Here is a 19,931-nt window from a genome sequence, read left to right as displayed (position 1 = left end):
TTAGACCGCTACGCGGCCCATTCCACCATGGCGTTGGAAAATGGCTGTGTGTGGTGTGGGGCATCGGTGCCGTATTGACTATAGATAGCTGTATAGTTGGGGTGGTAAGTTCTAAACTCGTCACCATTAATGACGACAAATTGACGATCAGGCGTGTTGCGTTTAATCGTCTCGATCAAATTAGTTTTTCCTGATGCGGGTTGACCACCAAGTAAAATGCCAATAGGTCTATTGACTAACTGAGGCTTAATTCGTTTAAATAACTTTCGACTTACTCGTTTTTTTTGGCGATCAAATTGACGACGGGTAAAATCAGCTAGCGGCATTGGTCAGCGGGACAGTGCCGCGAAAGTGTATTGTTGTTTGATATGAGGAGCATAGACCGTTGTTACTTTGTCAAAAATAGAGGCTGTATTCTCCCCGTCGTAAATAGCTCGAATTTCGTCGTCGTATGCGTCTAGTTGTTGAATCATTGATTTGTAGCGAGAATCATTTTGTACAAGCTCGTCTTCTTCATCAATACCTTTCTCCTCAAATGAATCCAGTAACTGATTCAACTTTCCATTTTCCTCCGCAATCATTTTGCCGATGATCTCGATGGCGACATCACCTTTTACCCAATCGTTGAATTCTTTCGCAGCCATACGCTCTTAGTTGCTTTGTGTTGACAATTTACGACTTCTGGTCAGATAACGATAAAGAGATACGTTTGAATACTGTGTAACTACTTGTCTAGTAGGGATTTAAGAGCGTAGAGTCGGTAGAAAAATTGCTCCGAATCACTTCCGCGTGCCGTAGGTACGCGACCGCACTATCTCGGTTGTAGCGTACCTACGGCACGCAACCGCTGACGAGCCTATTTTTTCCTACCGACGCTACGCTGTGATGTCCCGATGGGACAAGGAACTCCCAAAATTCAAACGTACACTTTACTTCACTCGTTTGGCGGTGGTTTCGTGGGCGTTCATCCTATAGGATGCCACCCGGCAACTATCTCAGCTATCAGGCCTGAAAACGAGCACCACCTGCCCCACAATCCCGCCCAATAGGCTATTTTTGCACGAAAGTAACGTGAATAATAAAGTCCGTATGAAGGGTCATTATTCATTTTACATTGTTCATTATACATTCCGAAATGGCCGATTACAACCACCGCGAGACCGAATTGAAATGGCAGCGGTTCTGGGAACAAAACCAGACATACAAGACTGATAATCAATCTGATAAGCAAAAGTATTATGTCCTCGATATGTTTCCTTACCCATCCGGGGCGGGGTTGCACGTGGGGCATCCACTGGGTTATATCGCCTCCGATATCGTAGCACGGTACAAACGGCTGAAGGGGTTCAACGTGCTGCACCCCATGGGTTTCGACAGCTTCGGACTCCCCGCTGAACAGTACGCCATTCAGACCGGGCAACACCCCGCCCTGACTACCGAAACCAACTTGACGCGCTATGTCGAGCAGTTGAAAAACATCGGTTTCAGCTACGACTGGAGCCGTGAAGTGCGCACGTCAGACCCCAGTTACTACAAATGGACGCAGTGGATTTTCATGGAACTGTTCCGGTCGTGGTATAACCGCGACACCGACAAGGCCGAACCCATCGAGACGCTGACGGCCAAATTTGCCCAACACGGTACGGCGGGTGTAAACGCCGTGACGGCCGACGGACTATCTCAGTTCACCGCCGACGAGTGGCACGCCAAAACTGAGACCGAACAATACGCTATCACCCTCGACTACCGCCTCACCTACGTGGCCGACGCGGTGGTGAACTGGTGCCCCGGCCTGGGTACAGTGCTGGCCAACGACGAGGTAAAAGACGGTCCCAACGGCACCCGTGTGTCGGAGCGGGGTGGGTATCCCGTTGAGCAGAAGATGATGCGGCAGTGGATGATGCGCATCACCGCCTACGCCGACCGCCTGCTCTACGGCCTCGACACCATCGACTGGACTGAATCCATCAAAGAGCAACAACGCAACTGGATCGGCCGAAGCGTAGGGGCGAGCGTTAGATTTACGATTTACGATTTACGATTTACGAATGATGGCTCTGCTAAAGACCATCCTGACGCAGTGAAAAATCGTAATTCGTCCCGCAGCGGCGGACCGCTCGTAAATCGTAAATCAATAGAGGTTTTCACCACTCGCGTAGATACCCTCTACGGCGTTACGTTTATGGTGTTAGCCCCTGAACATGAGCTGGTTAGTGAATTGACCACGCCTGAGCAGCGCGAGGCGGTGGAAGCCTATGTGGCGGCGGCGAAGCTGCGGTCGGAGCGGGATCGGATGGCCGAGGGCAAGACCGTGTCGGGGGTGTTTACGGGTAGCTATTGCATCAATCCCATCAGCGGTGAGCAGGTGCCCATCTGGCTGGCCGACTATGTGCTGGCGGGCTATGGCACGGGCGCGGTGATGGCCGTACCGTCCGGCGATCAGCGCGATTACCTGTTTGCGAAGCAGTATAACCTGCCCATCGTGCCGGTGCTGGATGCCCAGAAAAACCTAGATACCCAGGCCGATAACACCAAAGAAGGCCACTACATCAATTCCGACCTTATCAACGGCCTGACCTATGCCGAGGCTACCGCGAAGCTGATTGCAGCGCTGGAAGAAAAAGGGGTTGGCAAAGGCAAAATCAACTACCGGATGCGCGACGCGGTCTTCAGCCGCCAACGCTATTGGGGCGAACCCGTGCCCGTTTATTTCGACGGGGGATTACCCTACCTGATCGACGAAGCCGACCTGCCGCTGGAACTCCCCGCCGTTGACAAGTACCTCCCCACCGAAACCGGCGAACCCCCGCTGGGCCGCGCCGAAGGGTGGAAATATAAAAACCAGTTCCCCTACGAACTGAGCACGATGCCCGGCTGGGCGGGGTCGTCGTGGTACTGGTATCGGTACATGGACCCGCAAAACCCGAACGAGTTTGCCTCTCCCGAGGCCATTGCCTACTGGAAGAACGTAGACCTCTACATCGGCGGCACCGAACACGCCACGGGCCACCTGCTCTACAGCCGCTTCTGGAATAAGTTCATGAAAGATCGCGGTTATGTACCTGAAGAAGAGCCGTTTAAAAAGCTCATTAACCAGGGCATGATTCAGGGACGGAGCAATTTTATGCACTGGTTCTTACCGGCCCAAGTAACACATAGTGGGCATGAAGCTATTCCCCCTCGTAATTTGCCAATGGTATTTATCTCTAAAGAGATAATGTCAAAGGCAATGAGTGAGATGCTTGAGGATCAGGACGGAGTTAAGGACAGTTCAACCGCCCAAAAATATATTAATGAGCAGTTGAAAGAGATGATCCTTATAAAGGGGATTAATGCTGATCTCAGGAGTGGGCTCAATCCAATTTCGATATCGTACTGGCAAGTTGATGTGAATCTGGTCAGTAACGATATTTTGGATATTGAACGTCTTAAAAGAGAAAAGCCTGACTCGTTCAGGAATGCTTTTGTAATCACTGAGCCTGATGGTCGATTTATCGTTAGTGCAGAAGTTGAGAAAATGTCGAAATCAAAGCTCAACGTTGTGAATCCCGATGACATCGTTGAGAAATACGGGGCCGACGTGCTGCGGCTGTACGAGATGTTTTTGGGGCCGCTGGAACAGGCGAAACCCTGGAATACCAACGGCATCGACGGTACATACCGGTTCATTCGGAAGCTGTGGCGGCTGTTTTATAAGATCGCGCCCAACGGCGATACCAATGATACCCCAAATGAATGGATCGTTACTGATGAAGCCCCCACAGCGGAAGAACTGAAGGTGTTGCACAAGACCATCAAGAAGGCGCAGGAAGACATCGAGAATTATTCGTTCAACACCTCGGTGTCGGCGTTTATGGTGTGTGTCAATGAGTTAGCTGCCCTGAAATGCCACAAGCGGGCCATCTTGCAGGACTTGGTATTGCTGCTGTCGCCCTACGCGCCGCACGTTGCCGAAGAGCTTTGGGCCGCCCTGGGCAACGAGCCGGGTACTGTCTCGAAAGCCACATATCCCGTTTTCAACCCGCAATACCTAGTTGAAGCCTCATTTGAATACCCCATTCAGATCAACGGCAAAGTGCGCACTACCATCAGCTTCCCCCTCGACCAATCATCAGAAAGCATCGAGCAGGAAGTGCTGGCCAACGAAGTCGTGATTAAGTGGCTGGAGGGCAAAGCGCCCAAAAAAGTAGTCGTGGTCCCGAAGCGGATCGTGAACGTGGTACCGTAGTGGTGAAAGAGTGAAAGACAGAAAGAGTGAAAGAGTGTTTGCGTAAGCAACTTTCACTCTTTCTGTCTTTCACTCTTTCACTCTTTCACTCTTTCACCATTTCCCTAACTAGCCTTGCCGAGTTCCTTGCGGCGGTGCTGAGGAAGGCGAGGAGGTCGATGACGGCGTGGCTGTCGGCGTTGTCGCTGAGGCTGCGGATGACGAGGCAGGGGATACCCATCTGGTGGCACACCTGCGCTACGGCGGCACCCTCCATCTCGATGGCGTCGGCCCTGTATTCGTCGCGGAGGGCCGTGGCGCGGGCGGCGGAGTGGATAAACTCGTCGCCGGTCAGGATACGGCCCATGTGCACTTTAGGTGGTCGTGAGCTGCCAGGAATTTGCTCAAAATGAAGGCGTTGTGCTGCTTGCTGGGCTAATGTCAGCAGGGCAGGGTCGGCGGGGAAATAGAGCGGATTCAGCGCGTAGGTGACCGGGTGCATGGTTTGGCGGGTGGGTTCCATCGTCAGCGTCACCGACCGCACGTCGTGGTAGCCTACTTCGCCGCCAATGACCAGATCACCGGGTTGCAGGGCCGGGTTCACGCCCCCCGCAATGCCCGTGAAAATGACCCGGTCGGGCCGGAAATGAGCCATCACCAGGCCTGTAGTCAGCGCCGCGTTGGTCTTGCCAATGCCCGTGAGCGTAACCACCACCCGCTGTGTACCAATGGTGCCCGTCACAAACCGGTGCCCATGTAGCGCCACCACGTCGGCGTTTTCCAGGGAGTCTTCAATCAGTTTTACCTCTTCGCCAAAGGCACCGAGCAGGGCAGTGATGGTTGTCATTGGTGGTTAATCAAACAGCAGCCAATCTACGCCGAAGCAGAGGCCGCGCTGAATTTGGGGGAAACCTGGCGAAACGTAGTAGCCCGGTCCGAACAGGCCCTGATTGGCGTGGCTTAGTTTCAGGAAAAACCGCACCCGGTTCACCCGCATGTTGGCAAATACGTCGGCCAGAACGGCTCCCTCTACTTCCTCCACGTTCTGCAAATAGTACTGTTGCGTGACGGGCATATAGGCATCGGCGAAGTAGCTCGACTTGTAATGCACGTCGATACCGGTCTGAATATGAAGCACTTTGGCGTAGATGAAATCATACTGCACCCGCGCATTCAGAAATAGTTTGGGCACCCGCAACACGCCGTCGCCGGAGTTGAGGGGCGTATAATAAGCCTGCGTACTGGCCAGGAAGCGGGCCGTCTTAACGCTCAGCCCAAGTCCCGTTCTGAACATCGAAAACTCGCCCTTGTTCTGCTGCGGTAGCCCTTTTTCGTCGAAATATATGTAGTTCCCCAGCAGCCAGAAATCGGCACCGGGGCTTACGGTCACGCCTTTGTACCGTACCGAAAATTGCCCGTAGGCATGTTGCGTTCTCCGCAGGCCAAAGTTGTTGGTCCACTGGTACACGTCGCTGTTGAACCGTTGCGAAATCAGCGTTGGCGCGGCCTGTAAGCTGGTGAATCCTGCCGTGAAGGCCTTGCTTTCCAGCAGACCCTGAAGCCGGTAGCCGCCGCCCAGCAGGTATTCGGCTTCGGCGGTGAGGCGCGTGAGGCTGTCGGGGAAATAATAGCCCAGCCACCCGCCCACGTAGTTCTCCAGCTTGCTATTGCTGTATTCGCCCAGTTGCGATACCACCTGTGTGGTCGATTGCGTGGATGATGTCTTGGTGATGATTGATCTCGACCCCTGATTATATTCTGACGATTGCGAAAAATACCGGGGGCGGTAATACAGCCGGTAGTTGTACGACGACTTGCCCCGCGTGTATATGCCCTTGATACCGAACGTGTTGTCAATAGAATGCCAGAACACGTCCTGCTGAATGCGGGTGCTGTCGTAGAGAGCTTTGGGGTAAAAGCCCCTGGTAAATGCCTGGTTGGCAGCCAGGTTGTCGTCTTTATAGTTGTTGACGTGGCGCTGGTAGTCGAGCCGGTGAAAAAACTGGAATCCCTGCGCGGGCACGTACTGCTGGTAGATATGCACGTCGCTGCGGCGTTCCCAGCCCAGGGTACCCACCAGCTTGGCCTGCCCATCGTAATCGAAGGCCAGCAGCGTACCGTCGGGACGGGCGGTGGGTACGCTGCCGCCCTGATCGGGCAGGCTGTGGTTCATATGGTTGAAGTGCGCCAGCAGCGTGTAGCGGTCGTCTTCGGTGCGGTAGTTTACGTGCAACAGCAGCCCCCAGTTTTGCGCCAGCAGTCGTTCGGTCGCTGTGCGGGCCGAGCCAACGCCAAACTGCTTTTCCGACGTAAACCGCTGCACATTAAACCCGGCGTTGAGCCGCTGTTTGATGTTTTGGGTAAAATCGAAGTTGAGGATGTTCTGGTTGCGGGCACCCAGCGCCAGATACATATCGGTAAATGGCGATTTGGTGTCGTAATACCGCACCGTTTCGGTGTTGAAGGCGTAGGGCGAAAAGACGTAGTAGCCCTGCTGCTGCCCAATTTGAGTGGGTGTCTGGTAAAAAACGGGCCGCATGGGCGTGCCCAGGTTGCCCAGGTCGGTGTAGAGGTTCTGGTTGCGCCGGGTGTACTCGTATTGGTGCGTACCCACTAGGGCGGTGTCGGTGATGTAGAGTTGCTTGCGGTTGTTGAATACGTCGCTTTCAAGAAAAAAACGGGCCGTTTTGGGACCGTAAATCACCTTCGTCGAGTCGTCGAGGCCCACGCCCGCTCCCGAACCGCCCGGTCGGCCACCACCAGTTTGCGTACCCGGAAAACTACCCGGCTGCAACGCGCCCCCTCCCTGACTACCGGGAAACCCGCCGCCCGGAAACTGCTGCGCCCAGGCCGACGTGGCCAACAGGCAAAAAACAAAACACACAAGAAATCGAAGGCACCCTATCATAAGTAGCAACGTTGAGGCAAGGCTTGCCACCATCGCCCGGCAAAAATAGGCCAATTCCCGCCGTCTGCCGCACCACAGGCTACCCTTAAGGATTTTTAAGCCCTGGTTCCAGCTTCTGTCTAAGGGTGTCTGCCACCATTCGTTTTAATGTTGCCGCATCGCGGAGTTGGAAAAATTGCATGGCCACGGGCAGGTACGCCAGCTTCCGCTGTAGCTCATCGTTGGTGAGTAAGGCCACTAGTTTCACCTGGTCTTTATGGGTGGTGAGCAGCCAGGTATTGGGTGGGCAACGGTGGAGTAAGCGCTCCACGTCGGCGCGGGAGTAGGCATGATGATCCGCGAAAGCAACGTGTTCCAGTAGCCCAAACGTCTCAGAAACATAGTGCACCAGCGGCTCCGCATTCGCCAGCCCGGTTACTAGAAGAACAGGCGACTTTTTTATGATAACCGGTTGATTAGTAGCAAAATGAATTGGGGCGCTGTACGTAAGTCCGGCAAAGATGATGGGCGTTTTAGGGCGGGTATATTGGCTGATCTGCTGCGTAATCTGCGCCCGTTCGGTGGGGTTGGGGTCGTACGGGCATTTAGTCACGATCACAAGATCGGCGCGGTTGGCCCCGTGCCGTCGTTCACGCAGTCGGCCGCCGGGAAACGGCTCGTCGGTATAGAACGGACGGTTGTAATCCATCAGCAGGAGCTGCAACTGGGGTAGCACGGCCCGGTGCTGAAAGGCATCGTCCAGTACAACCGTGCCAATGTCGGGCCGGAGGGCCGCTAGTTTGGTGAGAGCCGCCGCCCGGCGTTCGCCCACACAGATAGTGGCCAGCTGACCAAGCGTCCGGTACAGTTCCAGGGGTTCATCGCCAAGTGTGGCGGCGGTGTCGGAGGGCGTGGCGATGCGGAAACCTTTTGTTTGGCGACCATACCCCCGGCTCAACGTGGCCAGTTTGCCGGTTGCGTGGTGATTAAGTCCAGTCAGCAACTGAATAAGGTACGACACGGCTGGTGTTTTCCCCGTGCCGCCTACGGTTAAGTTGCCAACCCCGATACAATACTGCGTGGGGCGCGCTGGCTTGATAAACCCACTGTCGTACAAGCGGTTGCGCCAATCAGTTATGCCGCCGTAAAGCGCCGACAATAGTTTTAGCATCAGTTTACCAGCCACAGGCAGGGTAATAATTTCGTAACATGTTTTTCGGGGTGGGGCAAAAGTAGTAGTTTTAATCCGTCTATTGCGTCTCATGCCCACCCCATCCTGATGAGTCTCCGGGTCAGCTACCTGAAATACACGCTGCATTTTACTTTCGAGGCCGGTACCTCGCGGGGGACGCTTACCCAAAAAGATTCGTACTTTTTGCGGCTGGTCGATTCTGATCAGCCCGATGTGGTTGGCTACGGCGAATGCGGCCCCCTGCGCGGCCTTAGCCTCGACGATATCCCCGATTTCGAGGCCCGCCTGACCGAGTATTGCGACTCATTCAATGCCATCGATCTGCAATTGTTTAGCTGGAATGTGCCTATCGTGCTCAATCAACTCATCAGTCAGCAGCACCCCAGCATTTTGTTTGGGCTGGAAACGGCCATGCTCGATTTTCTTTCGGGTGGGCAGCGGTTGATTCAGGCTAACGAATTTGTGAACGGACACCGCGCCATTCCCATCAACGGCCTGGTCTGGATGGGTTCGCCTGCTTTTATGCGTCAGCAGATCGACGAGAAACTGGCGGCAGGCTATACCACCATCAAGCTCAAAATTGGTGCCATCGACTTTGATCAGGAGTGCGACCTGTTGGGTTACATCCGGGAGCAATACTCGCCCGAACAGATCACCCTGCGCGTCGATGCCAACGGCGCGTTTCGGCCCGACGAAGCCCTTGCCAAACTGGAACGGCTGGCCCACTATGGCCTTCACTCCATTGAACAGCCTATTGCGGCCGGGCAACACGACCTGCTGGCCGACCTGTGCCGCCATACGCCCGTGCCGATTGCCCTGGATGAAGAACTGATCGGCCACATGGAATACGTGGACAAATTCCGGCTGTTAAAGAAAATCCAGCCGCAGTACATCATCCTGAAACCCACGCTGCTGGGAGGCCTCCGCCACTGCGACGAGTGGATCGAACTGGCCAACCGTCTGGCTATTGGCTGGTGGATCACTTCGGCGCTGGAGTCAAACATCGGCCTGAACGCCATTGCGCAGTATGCTGCGCAGTTCAAAAATCTATTGCCGCAGGGCCTTGGCACCGGGCAGCTATACCATAATAACATTGACAGCCCGCTGCACATCGAACACGGTACGCTACGTTATGATACCGGCGCACCCTGGGTACTCAATGGCCTCCGCCCTCACTGAGGCTGCATTCTGACTGAGTGGGCAACGATACGACTATAAACCTCAATGCCACGACTACAGCTTCTCGCTTTTCTATTGCTCCTCAGTGCCACTGCCTGCGCTCAGCACCCCAAACATGCGGTGCAAACCGGCTTTACACATGCCGATACCCTGCGCGGCAGCATCACCCCCGGACGCGCCTGGTGGGACCTGAACCACTACACTCTTGCCGTGCAGATTAACCCCGCCGATAGCAGCATTCGGGGGAGCAACGCCATTCGGTACCGGGTGCTGGCGGGCGGGCAAACCATGCAGATCGACCTGCAACCGCCCCTGCGCATCACGAAAGTTGAACAGGACGGCGAGGCACTGACCTGGCGGTCGGAAGGGAATGTGAATTTTGTACAACTAGCTAAAAAACAGCAGGTTGGCAAGCTGGAAACGGTGCTTGTGAGCTACGAAGGTAAGCCCCATGTGGCCAAACTGCCTCCCTGGGACGGTGGCTTTACCTGGTCACGCGACCCCAAAGGTCGTCCGTTTATTGCTACCTCCTGCCAGGGACTGGGAGCCAGCGCGTGGTGGCCCTGCAAAGACCATATGTATGACGAACCCGATTCGATGCTGATTCAGGTACGGGTGCCCGAAGCCCTCACCGACGTCTCGAACGGAAAGCTCCGCCGCATTATCCCCCACGACGACCACACCCGTACGTTCGAATGGGCGGTGGTGAACCCGATCAATAATTACGGGGTAAACCTCAACGCCGCCACCTACGTGAACTGGTCCGACACACTGCACGGCGAAAAGGGTGTGCTGCCGCTGTCGTTCTACGTATTGCCCGAAAGCGAAACCGCCGCCCGACAGCAGTTTCGGCAGGCAAAAACCATGCTCCGGGCGTTTGAGCACTGGTTTGGGGCGTATCCATTCTACGAAGATGGCTATAAACTGGTGCAGACGCCCTACCTCGGCATGGAGCACCAAAGCTCGGTCACCTACGGCAATCGGTTTCGTAATGGTTACCTCGGTAACGACCTGTCGGGCACAGGCTGGGGGCTGAAATTCGACTTTATCATTGTCCACGAATCGGGGCACGAGTGGTTTGCCAACAACATCACCTATCAGGACATGGCCGACATGTGGATTCATGAGAGCTTTACCAGCTACGCCGAATGCCTATACGTAGAATCACTCTACGGCAAAAACGCCGGGGCACAATACGTGATCGGCACGCGGGCAAAAGTGCGCAACGATAAGCCGATTATTGCCCACTACAACGTCAACGAAGAGGGGTCGGGCGATATGTATTTCAAGGGGGCTAACATGCTCCACATGATCCGGCAGTGGGTAGCCAACGACGAGAAGTGGCGGCAGGTGCTGAGACAGCTAAACCAGACGTTTTACCACAAAACCGTCACCACAGCCCAGATTGAGCAGTTTTTGATCTCGAAAACGGGTCTCAAACTCCAACCCATCTTTGATCAATATCTGCGCACGGCCCAGATCCCGACGCTCGAATACGCCACCTCGCCAACGGGTATCCGCTACCGCTGGACCAACTGCCTGCCGGGATTCACCATGCCTGTGCGCCTCTGCCTGAACGACCTCGGCCCCCGCCGCCTCGTCACCCCCACCACCACCTGGCAGGAACTGAAACAACCCAACGTGAAAGAGGTAACGGTAGACGCCGATTATTATGTTCTATTAAGTCGTAAGTAAACGAGTCGTTTATTTACGACTTAATATCTAATTCATATTTACTCAATAAACCCGGCAGGTGGCGAAGGGAGAATTTGGCTTTTTTGAGTTTATTGTCGTCGGGGTTTAATCGAATATTATAGGAGCTGGTAAAATCGACTTGTGTTAGGTTATTTTCGCCGAATTTGGCCAATTCTAAATCGCACTCCTGAAATACGGCACCGGTTAAATCACATTTCAGAAAATGCGCTTCTTTCAATGAGCAGGTATCAAAGCGCGTTTTTTTCATGTTGCGGTTTAGAAACACGGCAAAGTCGAGGTTACAGTGCCCAAAACCAACGCTAAACCCAAACGGGTTGCAATGCCCGAAATCAACCTGCACGAGCCGACACTTAACAAAATTGACCTCGTCGAACTTGGTATTGCCAACGTTTATTTTCGATAAGTTGCACTCCTCAAACTGGCAATTAATAAAGTTTGACTTGGCAAACACGGCCCCAGATAGATCCAGTTTTTGGAAGGCGCATTTTTCAAAATCATGCCCATGCCAGCTGTCGGGCAATTCGCCTTTTGGGTCGAATGTCTGGTTGTAATAATCCATAGAAAATAGTTTAAGGTTTAAGGTTTAATGTTCAAGCGCTACCATTGAACCTTAGACATTAAACTAGTTCAAACCCAGTCTATCCCTTTTTTTAAATAGTCCAATGTCTCGGCTTCGGGGGTGTTGGGGGCGGGGTGGTAGTCGTAAACCCAGTTGGCCTGCGGGGGCATACTCATCAGGATTGACTCGGTGCGGCCGTTGGTTTCCAGGCCAAATTTAGTACCCCGGTCCCAGGCCAGGTTAAACTCCACGTAGCGACCCCGGCGCAGCCCCTGCCAGCGCTGCTCATTAGGCGTGAAAGAGGATGCAGCATTAAGGGCCATCAGGTGGGTATAGATGGGAGCGAAGGCACTGCCGACTTCCTGCCAGAACGCAAAAATGGCTTCTTTCGACATCGATTCGGTTTCTTTCAGGTAATCGAAAAAGATGCCGCCAATGCCGCGCGTCTCCTGCCGGTGGGGAATGTAGAAATAGTCGTCGGCCCAGAGTTTGAACTTGGGGTAGTAGGCCGGGTCATGGCGGTCGCAGGCGTTTTTGAGTTGCTGATGAAACCAGCGGGCCTGCTCGGGCACCACATAGTGCGGCGTCAGATCAATACCCCCACCAAACCAGTATTGGCCGGTGCTCATCTCGAAATACCGCACGTTCATGTGGATAATGGGCACGTGCGGGTTGTGCGGATGCAACACGATGGATACCCCTGTGGCAAAAAATTCGGGCGGGGCCTCGCCGGGCTGGGTGGTGATGTTGAGTTGCCGCAAAGTGGCTTCAGACGCTTCGCCATGCACCGCCGAGAAGCCCACACCCCCTTTTTCAATAATGCCCCCTCCGGCCAATGTGCGCGACCGACCACCACCACCGCCGGGCCGTTCCCAATAATCTTCGCGGAAACGTCCGCTGCCGTCGGCGGTTTCCAGGGCGGTACAGATTTGATCCTGAAGTGATTGAAGCCAGGCCACAATCGACTGTCTGTCGGGCTGTTGCATAACGAAAAAAGGCCCCCGATTGGGAGCCTTTTGTGACCACGGGGAGACTCGAACTCCCACATCTTGCGAAACCACCCCCTCAAAGTGGCGTGTCTACCAATTTCACCACGTGGCCGTGTTTTTTGGTAGGACAAAAGTAGGGCTATCCGGCCATAAAGTCAACGCAGAAGGGGTAAAATCGGCCAAAATTTCGTAATTTAGGGGTATGAACAGGTAAGGAGTACCCTTGTACGAACCTGTTCGACAAACCGAATCTATAAAGCATATGGCACTTGAATTAGTAGGCAAGCTGGTAAAAACGCTGCCGGAAGTGACGGGTCAGGGCAAGAATGGCACCTGGCAAAAGCAGGAATTTGTGGTCGAAACAACCGACCAGTTTCCCAAGAAAGTATGCGTGTCACTTTGGGGCGATAAGGTCAACGACCTCAAGCAATATGCGCCCGGCGACATGCTGAAACTGAGCCTGAACCTGGAGTCACGCGAGTACAACGAGCGGTGGTATACCGAAGCCCGCGTTTGGCGTATCGAAGCCGCCGATGGTGCCGAAGGTGGTGCCCCCGCCGGTGGTCAGTCGGCCCCGGCTGCTGCCCGTCCGGCCCGTGCTGCCCAGCCTGCCAGCGTTCCCTTCAACAGCGCCTTCGACGACGACAACAGCGGGGATCTGCCTTTTTAAGTTCAAGGTTTAACGTTTAATGCCTAAAGTTGCTTCGCGTTCACAAGCACCGAGCGCGAAGCAACTTTAGGCATTAAACGTTAAACCTTGAACTTAAAAAGAGAGGCGGTAAGCAAAATGCTTACCGCCTCTCTTTTTATACCCTCGTGATCCGGCTGGGATTCGAACCCAGGACCCATACATTAAAAGTGTATTGCTCTACCAGCTGAGCTACCAGATCGGTCTGTTTTACGCGCAGAATGAATGACCGTTTCTGGAACTGCGATGCAAAATTATTGCGTAAATTGGGCCAATGCAAGCCCTTCACGTAAAAATATTCCTATTTCTGGGGGTCTGGGGCCTAGTGAACTGGTACTCAACTGCCCCCGCGCAAACCCCTTCGCAGCGACCACTTTCGGCCGATGTAACCGGGCCTGCCCTGACCCTTCAAGCCGACTCGCTCTATAGACTTGGGCAGTGGGCGGGGGCTGCCGAACGCTTTGAGTTGGCACTCTCAAAAGAGCAACCGGCGTCGGGACCGATGCTGCTGAAACTGGCCCGCGCCTATGAACAGCAAGGCGACGTGGCCAAGGTGCTGTACTACCTACAGGTGTTTAGCAAGCGTAACCCCGACGAGGCCGTGCTGCGCAAGATGAACGATATTGCCAGGCTCAACAGCCTATCGGGGTACGAAACCAGCGACCTCAATTATTTTTATCTCTTCTACCGCCAATATGGGGTTTACCTGACGGCCCTCCTGCTATTGCTCGGGATGTATGTATTTGGCGTATTGCTGTTTAAATCACTCCGCCGCGAAGAAACCTCCACTCGGCTCAAAAGCGTGATTATGGTCTACCTAGTAACGGTGCTCATTTTCATCAACCTGCCCGAAGGCTACGAATCGGGTATTACCCGTACGGACCATGTTTACCTACGCACCGACCCGTCGGCGGCGGCACCGGTGGTGGCGGTGCTGGGCCGGGGCAACAAAGTAAATATTCTCAGCAGCCGCGACATCTGGTGGCGTATCTTTTACAACAATGGCCTTTATTACATCCGCAAAGATGCCGTATGGCTTATTTGAAAAGTGAGAAACAAGAAGCGAGAGGTAAGAAACAAGCAGTAAGCGACAAGAAACCAATGGCAATCCCTAATCCTCACCCCCCGTTGGCCGCAGCAAATCAGGCGGCTGCCGAAGCAATGCCCATCGTGAAAAACGATCCCCGAACCATTCGCGCCTGGACGTTCTATGACTGGGCCAACTCGGTGCATTCGCTGGTGATCGTGTCGAGCATTTTTCCCGTTTATTTCACCGCTACGGCCGTCAACGCGCAGGGTGGTGCCGACATTGATTTTCTGGGTATGCACCTGTCTAACTCAGTCCTGTTTTCCTATGCTGTGTCGGCGGCTATGCTGCTGGTGGCTCTGCTAAGCCCTTTTTGCACCGCCTTGGCCGACTATAGCGGGCGCAAGAAGCTGTTTATGAAGTTCTATTGCTACACGGGTGCGCTGGCGTGTGGGCTGCTGTTTTTCTTTACCAAAGACACGATCACCTTCAGTATCTTCTGCTTTGCCTGGAGTCTGGTGGGCTGGGGGGGCAGCATCGTGTTCTACAACTCCTACCTGCCCGACATTACCACCGAAGATCAGTCGGACCGGGTGAGTGCGCGGGGGTTCACCATGGGCTATATCGGCAGCGTGTTGCTGATGGTGTTTAACCTGGTCATGATCCTGAAACCGCAGTGGTTTGGGGGCATTTCGAGCAGCATGGCCTCGCGCATTTCGTTTTTGACGGTGGCGCTCTGGTGGTTTGGTTTCGCCCAAATACCCTTTAACGTACTGCCCGATGGGGTGCGCAAACCCCGCGAGACTGGTGGTGGAAACTGGCTCTTCAATGGCTTCCGCGAACTGAAAACGGTGTTTAACCAACTGAAGCAGCAGACGTTAGCGAAACGGTTTTTGCTTGCTTTTTTCGTCTACAACATGGCTGTACAAACGGTGATGTATGTGGCCACGATCTTTGGCTCTACTGAACTGAAACTGGAGGGGCAGTCCTTGATTATTATTATCCTGCTTATTCAACTGGTGGCTATTCCGGGAGCCATTGGTTTCGCCCGGCTGTCGGAACGGGTGGGGAATATTTACGCGCTAGTGGCGGCCGTGGTGGTCTGGACGGGCATTTGCGTGGCGGCCTATTATGTGGCTACCGAGCAGCAATTTTTCATCATAGCAGCCGTGGTGGGGCTGGTCATGGGCGGTATTCAGTCACTCTCCCGGTCTACCTACACCAAACTCCTGCCCGAAACAACCGACACCGCCTCGTATTTCGGCTTCTACGATGTCTGTGAAAAACTGTCTATCGTGGTGGGTACGGCTGTGTACGGGCTGGTCGAGCAGGTTACGGGCAGCATGCGCAATAGCATTCTGGCGCTGCTGGTGTTTTTTGTGATCGGGCTGGTGCTGTTGTTACGGATACCGTCGCAAAAAGTTTACCGAAGCACTGGACAAACGCCTGGCGTTGCTTAAATTTGTCACCCTGTCCCCGTCGAGACAGGATAAGTCAGGATGTTAGCTCAGTTGGTTCAGAGCGCCGCTTTGACAGAGCGGAGGTCAGCAGTTCGAGCCTGCTACGTCCTACAAATGATGACAAAAAGCCCTCAAATCAAGGTGATTTGAGGGCTTTTTGTTGCTGCATGATTAAAGACTGGTGAGCTTTTTTGCCAAACTGTCAAGCCATAGTTGCCGCCCGGTGCAGTTCCAGTGCGAATCGCCAACGGCATAGGGAGCGGGGTGTTGCATACGAAAAGCAGGATACACGTCTACCACCTTGATGCTCAGCGCCGGATGCTGCTGAACACGCTCGATGAGGTGATTATACCCCCCCCGGTTTGGGTCTTCAATAGTCGCTTTATTTGGTATGATCGACAGCAGTACGTCATTGAAGCCAGCCCGTTTGTAGCGGGCGGCAGCTTCATTCAGCTGCGCAACGAGGGAATCTACTTCAGCGTTGGTCAACGTCGAGAAACTTGAGTTCAATGGCTTGTCGGGATTGGTGTCTAGGTCAGTGAACAAGTGCCGTTTATCGGTTGACAGCGAGACGGTTGGGGCCACCCGGTTGAACCAGCGCTGGTTGATTACGGCCTTCCATTCACGAAAAACTTGGAACAGGTCATGGCTGAATAGTACCGTTTCCAATCGTTCTTCAATGCCCTTTGATCGAACCATATCGACCAAAGCAGCGCGCAAGGAGGGTTTCGCTGGTTTTGGACCATCCGTTCTGTTTGAATCGACCACCACAAGCAGGTTATTGATCGGTCCGGCTGCGTGTTCGCGGAGGTGCCGCTCTACTGATTCCAGCAACAGCACATTCCGGCGGGTAGTATCGAGTTGTACTGCCTGATTTTTAGGATCTTCCCAGTGTTGCCACCGCAGCCAATGCACGGGCAAGTCACCGACCGACAGTCGTCCGTGTTCAGTGAAACTGTCACCGATGACGTAGAGGTTTGGGGCCGTTTCAGACACGGGTGTGGTGGTGGTGAGCACAGAAGCGTGTTCAGGACAAAGTCGTTGACCCTCTTTGAATTGAGGCAGGTTCGATAGGCGGTACAGATCACCGTAGCGGTAGTCATCTACAATGACGCCGGTCTCGTACAACTGATGCATTACTGGCTGAAAACACCCACCCAGCCACAGTACGCAAACGACCACCAATACCAGATAACGGACAATCTTCATCGGATTCGGATACTAAATAATTGAACGGCTTTTTGGATGCTGCTCACAATATATAATTCGTTCGATTGGTCATCATACTGAAGCGTAACCGGGAAATCGCTGGGAATGGGCCGATTGCCGATGCGGTTGCCAGCCAGGTCATACAGCGTGGTAAAGTTACCCGATTTCACGGCCAGCACCTCCACACCCGCACCCAGGCGGTGATATTGCACGTGGGTTTGGTTGGGCTTCAGGCCGCGCAGTTCAAAGCGCCGGTTGCCCTGCGCGTCAAGTACGGCCACATCGGCGTCGGTGGTGCGGAGCAGGACGTAGCCCGTCTGTTCGGCGTCGGGGAAAAGACGGAACGTGCCATCGCGGAGGGGGCGGTAGAGTTGTTTTCGGCTTATTAGCCCACCGGTAGGGCCAAGCGTGAGCAGTTCGCCCTCGGTGGTGACCGTAGCAAACTGGTTGCTGGCGGGAAGCCATAATGCCGGACCAGCAAACCGCACACTGTCACGACTGGCCGTAAGCCTGACGGGAAAATGAGCCGAATCGGTCAGCGTTGTTCGCCCAGAGGCCATCGTCCAGAAATGCAGTAGCCCGTTGGTTTGCAGACCCAGCACGGCAAGCTGCCCCTGCTGGTCGATCACCTGAAACGGTAGCAGTAGCGGTACCTTTCCCGGCGCAGAACCGAGTTTAGTCAGGCGTTGCTGTTGCCGGTCCAGCGCATAAATCGACCCGTCGCGGTGGGCCATCAGGGCCACAATGCTCGACTGTTGGCGGCTGCCGCTGAGCAGGGCGAGGTAGCTCGTTTCGAGGCCCGCTGGCAACGCAATGCGCTGAAGATGAACGCGTTTGGTGCCCAGATCGGCCACATACAGCGACCGGTCGGTCATGAACAGGTATTGTAGTTGGCCGTTGTTGCGCCAGTCTACGGCCACCACATTGCTGCGAATGGGGCCGTCGGTGGTGTCCTGCACAATCTTGTCTTTGTCGGTAGTGAGCAGCACAAACTGCCGCGCACTGTTTTGCGCCCAAATCTGCGCCGTGGGGTCCGACAGCCGCCCGGCCACCACCGGCGAGGCAATCAGGCTGGCATTGAAGGGTATGCGTTTGCGGAGCAACACCCGCCCAAGCACCGTGGTGTCGGCCTGCCGTGCGGTTCGCCCCAGTACTACCGTCGACAGAATCCGGTCTTGTCCGTAGGTAGCCTGGTAAGCCAGATTCTCTACACGGTCAAAGGGCGCTGGCCCCAGCAGGTTTTGCCAGGCGGCGGGCCATTGCCCTAAAAACGATGAACCTGACCGGGGCAGGCGGGTGAAGGACGTGAAGTGAGCCGGGCGAAGCGTCTGCGTAAGTAGTGCCGACAGCCGTTCGTCGGTAGCCCAGACGGCATGGCTGTTTACCTGCTGAATCCAGTTTTGCAAATTCTCTTCCGAATTGGCCAGCACCACGCACCGCCCGTGCTGCGTCATCCAGGTCTGCGAAAAACCGGCAAATAGGTTAGTGAAGAGCGTAGCTGGTAGTTCGCTGACGGGCAGGGGGAGCAGTTGATGACCCAGATAAGGACGGGCCACGTTCGGACGGGCCGCGATAGGCTTTGCGGCTGATGTTGTGCCACCCCCCAACTGAAAAGCTACCCGCTGAATGGCTTGGCTAAGTACTTTAACATCAGTGGCTTCCAGAATGAGCACCTGGCCAATGGCGGTGTTGGAGGATTCAGAGCGGCACAGGATCACGTCGCCCGACAAGGCGTTGTACAAGCCGGGCAGGAGGGAAGCTACCCGGCCAATGCGGGTGCGCAGTTGGGTGTTGTTGGTGGCCCGGAGCAGGGCAGTGAGCGATTGCCCAAAGCGAGCGGGGTCAGAAATGCCCAGGTGATAGAGGGTGGCGGTGCGTTGCGGAATAAGCGCGCCGTTTCGGATGCGGTGGGGCGTTTGCCCGGCAAACAGACCGGCCACCTCCTGCCGGTTGGTGATGGGGTCGGTAGCAAAGCCGAGCCAGTGCGTAGGCGAGGCCGACCGCCGAAACTGGAGCGTGAGGGTTTGGGGTAAAAACGTTCGTAATAGGGAAGCGTTGGCCGTAGGGTCGGCCAGGAACTGTCCAAGTACGTTGGCGTTGAGGTAGAGATGGGCTAGGTTATCGGCCGATTCAGGAAACGTCACACCAGTTGACGTGCGAAAAAACTGATTCAGATGCCGCGCCACGTTTTCGAGCAGCAGCGCCGACGGGCTACCGATGAGGTGATCGTGGTACAGCAGAAATGAGCCGTAGGACTGGTTGCGCAGATCGCGCAGCTCAAAAATTGTTTGCCCGGCATATTGGCGGCTCAACAGCCGAAACTGGTTGGGGTCGGGCTGCTGCAATCGTTGCAGAAAGACCCCGTCGGCGGGCGCATCGAGCGGAACGCAGAAGATAAGGTCCAACGCCGTTTTCGTGAGCGGATGCACCGAATAACGAATGGTCTTTTTGGCCAGCAGTGCCTGAGCTTGCGTCGAATCCGTAGCGGAATAAAGCAGCCGTTTCAGCCGCTGTACGGCTGTAGAAAAAAGCGGTAGCTGTTGAATAGACAGTCCGGCGGGGTCCGAATTGGTCAGTAGCTCATGACTGTCCATGACCAGCAGGGCATCAGCCGGCACAAACGAGGCCACCGATGCTCTCGATTGTTGATACCAACCATAGCCTAACCCGCCTGCCAGCAGGGCCGATAGTGCCAGTATAATCCACCAACCATTTTTAGGCATGAAGAAAGATTGCTAGTGTAGCTTTGGGCAGGGATTTTTTGACAGGATTATCAGGATTTCAAGATTGACAGGATTTCTTTTTTCTTCGGCCAGTT

Annotated in this window: 15 protein-coding genes and 3 tRNA genes; 7 read left to right on the top strand and 11 right to left on the bottom strand. The window is 54.6% G+C overall.

What is annotated here, in order from left to right; all coding sequences use genetic code 11:
* Positions 1–8 precede the first annotated feature (8 nt).
* Both J2I48_RS01850 and J2I48_RS01845 read right to left on the bottom strand, forming a co-directional pair.
* Positions 9–326, bottom strand: a complete 318-nt coding sequence (locus tag J2I48_RS01850) for a zeta toxin family protein (RefSeq protein ID WP_207333664.1) — start codon at positions 324–326, stop codon at positions 9–11.
* Positions 327–329: 3 nt separating this feature from the next.
* Positions 330–644, bottom strand: a complete 315-nt coding sequence (locus J2I48_RS01845; RefSeq protein ID WP_207333663.1) for a hypothetical protein — start codon at positions 642–644, stop codon at positions 330–332.
* Between the two features lie 491 nt (positions 645–1,135).
* On the opposite strand from J2I48_RS01845, the gene J2I48_RS01840 reads away from it, so the two are divergent.
* On the top strand, positions 1,136–4,228 hold the full coding sequence (locus J2I48_RS01840; RefSeq protein ID WP_207333662.1) for a leucine--tRNA ligase: 3,093 nt from the start codon (positions 1,136–1,138) through the stop codon (positions 4,226–4,228).
* Positions 4,229–4,313: 85 nt separating this feature from the next.
* Here the strand turns inward: J2I48_RS01840 and J2I48_RS01835 are convergent, their stop codons facing one another.
* The 3 genes from J2I48_RS01835 to lpxK all read right to left on the bottom strand — a co-directional run bounded on the left by J2I48_RS01835 (position 4,314) and on the right by lpxK (position 8,265).
* On the bottom strand, positions 4,314–5,054 hold the full coding sequence (locus tag J2I48_RS01835; protein ID WP_207333661.1) for a 5'-methylthioadenosine/adenosylhomocysteine nucleosidase: 741 nt from the start codon (positions 5,052–5,054) through the stop codon (positions 4,314–4,316).
* 6 nt (positions 5,055–5,060) lie between these two features.
* Complete coding sequence (locus tag J2I48_RS01830) at positions 5,061–7,091, bottom strand: putative porin (RefSeq protein WP_310587245.1); 2,031 nt, start codon at positions 7,089–7,091, stop codon at positions 5,061–5,063.
* Between the two features lie 109 nt (positions 7,092–7,200).
* Entirely contained in the window at positions 7,201–8,265 is a 1,065-nt protein-coding gene (gene lpxK / locus J2I48_RS01825; protein WP_207333659.1) for a tetraacyldisaccharide 4'-kinase, read from the bottom strand.
* A 108-nt stretch (positions 8,266–8,373) separates the two neighbouring features.
* On the opposite strand from lpxK, the gene menC reads away from it, so the two are divergent.
* Positions 8,374–9,465, top strand: coding sequence for an o-succinylbenzoate synthase (menC, locus tag J2I48_RS01820; RefSeq protein WP_207333658.1), 1,092 nt, complete (start codon positions 8,374–8,376; stop codon positions 9,463–9,465).
* Positions 9,466–9,510: 45 nt separating this feature from the next.
* Positions 9,511–11,160, top strand: a complete 1,650-nt coding sequence (locus tag J2I48_RS01815) for a M1 family metallopeptidase (RefSeq protein ID WP_207333657.1) — start codon at positions 9,511–9,513, stop codon at positions 11,158–11,160.
* A 13-nt stretch (positions 11,161–11,173) separates the two neighbouring features.
* Here the strand turns inward: J2I48_RS01815 and J2I48_RS01810 are convergent, their stop codons facing one another.
* The 3 genes from J2I48_RS01810 to J2I48_RS01800 all read right to left on the bottom strand — a co-directional run bounded on the left by J2I48_RS01810 (position 11,174) and on the right by J2I48_RS01800 (position 12,841).
* Positions 11,174–11,740 (bottom strand): pentapeptide repeat-containing protein, encoded by a 567-nt coding sequence (locus J2I48_RS01810; protein ID WP_207333656.1) that lies wholly within the window; start codon positions 11,738–11,740, stop codon positions 11,174–11,176.
* 68 nt (positions 11,741–11,808) lie between these two features.
* Positions 11,809–12,726, bottom strand: a complete 918-nt coding sequence (gene hemF, locus J2I48_RS01805; RefSeq protein WP_207333655.1) for an oxygen-dependent coproporphyrinogen oxidase — start codon at positions 12,724–12,726, stop codon at positions 11,809–11,811.
* Positions 12,727–12,759: 33 nt separating this feature from the next.
* Positions 12,760–12,841 (bottom strand) — tRNA-Leu (locus J2I48_RS01800).
* Between the two features lie 150 nt (positions 12,842–12,991).
* Between J2I48_RS01800 and J2I48_RS01795 the strand changes: the two genes are divergently transcribed.
* Positions 12,992–13,399: a DUF3127 domain-containing protein gene (locus tag J2I48_RS01795; RefSeq protein ID WP_207333654.1), complete on the top strand. Its 408-nt coding sequence runs from the start codon at positions 12,992–12,994 to the stop codon at positions 13,397–13,399.
* A gap of 147 nt (positions 13,400–13,546) precedes the next feature.
* On the opposite strand, the gene J2I48_RS01790 is transcribed toward J2I48_RS01795, so the two are convergent.
* Positions 13,547–13,619, bottom strand: a tRNA-Lys gene (locus tag J2I48_RS01790).
* 72 nt (positions 13,620–13,691) lie between these two features.
* On the opposite strand from J2I48_RS01790, the gene J2I48_RS01785 reads away from it, so the two are divergent.
* The 3 genes from J2I48_RS01785 (at position 13,692) to J2I48_RS01775 (ending at position 16,015) form a co-directional block, all read left to right on the top strand.
* Complete coding sequence (locus tag J2I48_RS01785) at positions 13,692–14,462, top strand: SH3 domain-containing protein (protein WP_207333653.1); 771 nt, start codon at positions 13,692–13,694, stop codon at positions 14,460–14,462.
* A gap of 125 nt (positions 14,463–14,587) precedes the next feature.
* The gene (locus J2I48_RS01780; protein ID WP_207333768.1) at positions 14,588–15,904 is read left to right on the top strand and encodes an MFS transporter; all 1,317 of its coding nucleotides are present in this window, start codon (positions 14,588–14,590) and stop codon (positions 15,902–15,904) included.
* Positions 15,905–15,940: 36 nt separating this feature from the next.
* Positions 15,941–16,015: transfer RNA gene (locus J2I48_RS01775), tRNA-Val, on the top strand.
* A 60-nt stretch (positions 16,016–16,075) separates the two neighbouring features.
* On the opposite strand, the gene J2I48_RS01770 is transcribed toward J2I48_RS01775, so the two are convergent.
* Positions 16,076–17,113: a hypothetical protein gene (locus J2I48_RS01770; protein WP_207333652.1), complete on the bottom strand. Its 1,038-nt coding sequence runs from the start codon at positions 17,111–17,113 to the stop codon at positions 16,076–16,078.
* The gene (locus J2I48_RS01765) at positions 17,110–19,836 is read right to left on the bottom strand and encodes a hypothetical protein (RefSeq protein WP_207333651.1); all 2,727 of its coding nucleotides are present in this window, start codon (positions 19,834–19,836) and stop codon (positions 17,110–17,112) included. Before J2I48_RS01765 ends, J2I48_RS01770 begins: the two co-directional genes overlap by 4 nt.
* Between the last annotated feature and the right edge of the window lie 95 nt (positions 19,837–19,931).

Origin of the sequence: Fibrella aquatilis (assembly GCF_017353255.1) — a bacterium.
GTDB lineage: Bacteria > Bacteroidota > Bacteroidia > Cytophagales > Spirosomataceae > Fibrella > Fibrella aquatilis.
Note: the sequence above shows the minus strand (reverse complement) of the source record. Positions and strands in the feature narration are given on the sequence as shown.

Coding starts and splice junctions, on each gene's coding strand:
- J2I48_RS01850 (WP_207333664.1), bottom strand. CDS start 326: ATGCCGCTAGCTGATTTTACCCGTCGTCAATTTGATCGCCAAAAAAAA.
- J2I48_RS01845 (WP_207333663.1), bottom strand. CDS start 644: ATGGCTGCGAAAGAATTCAACGATTGGGTAAAAGGTGATGTCGCCATC.
- J2I48_RS01840 (WP_207333662.1), top strand. CDS start 1,136: ATGGCCGATTACAACCACCGCGAGACCGAATTGAAATGGCAGCGGTTC.
- J2I48_RS01835 (WP_207333661.1), bottom strand. CDS start 5,054: ATGACAACCATCACTGCCCTGCTCGGTGCCTTTGGCGAAGAGGTAAAA.
- lpxK (WP_207333659.1), bottom strand. CDS start 8,265: ATGCTAAAACTATTGTCGGCGCTTTACGGCGGCATAACTGATTGGCGC.
- menC (WP_207333658.1), top strand. CDS start 8,374: ATGAGTCTCCGGGTCAGCTACCTGAAATACACGCTGCATTTTACTTTC.
- J2I48_RS01815 (WP_207333657.1), top strand. CDS start 9,511: ATGCCACGACTACAGCTTCTCGCTTTTCTATTGCTCCTCAGTGCCACT.
- J2I48_RS01810 (WP_207333656.1), bottom strand. CDS start 11,740: ATGGATTATTACAACCAGACATTCGACCCAAAAGGCGAATTGCCCGAC.
- hemF (WP_207333655.1), bottom strand. CDS start 12,726: ATGCAACAGCCCGACAGACAGTCGATTGTGGCCTGGCTTCAATCACTT.
- J2I48_RS01795 (WP_207333654.1), top strand. CDS start 12,992: ATGGCACTTGAATTAGTAGGCAAGCTGGTAAAAACGCTGCCGGAAGTG.
- J2I48_RS01785 (WP_207333653.1), top strand. CDS start 13,692: ATGCAAGCCCTTCACGTAAAAATATTCCTATTTCTGGGGGTCTGGGGC.
- J2I48_RS01770 (WP_207333652.1), bottom strand. CDS start 17,113: ATGAAGATTGTCCGTTATCTGGTATTGGTGGTCGTTTGCGTACTGTGG.
- J2I48_RS01765 (WP_207333651.1), bottom strand. CDS start 19,836: ATGCCTAAAAATGGTTGGTGGATTATACTGGCACTATCGGCCCTGCTG.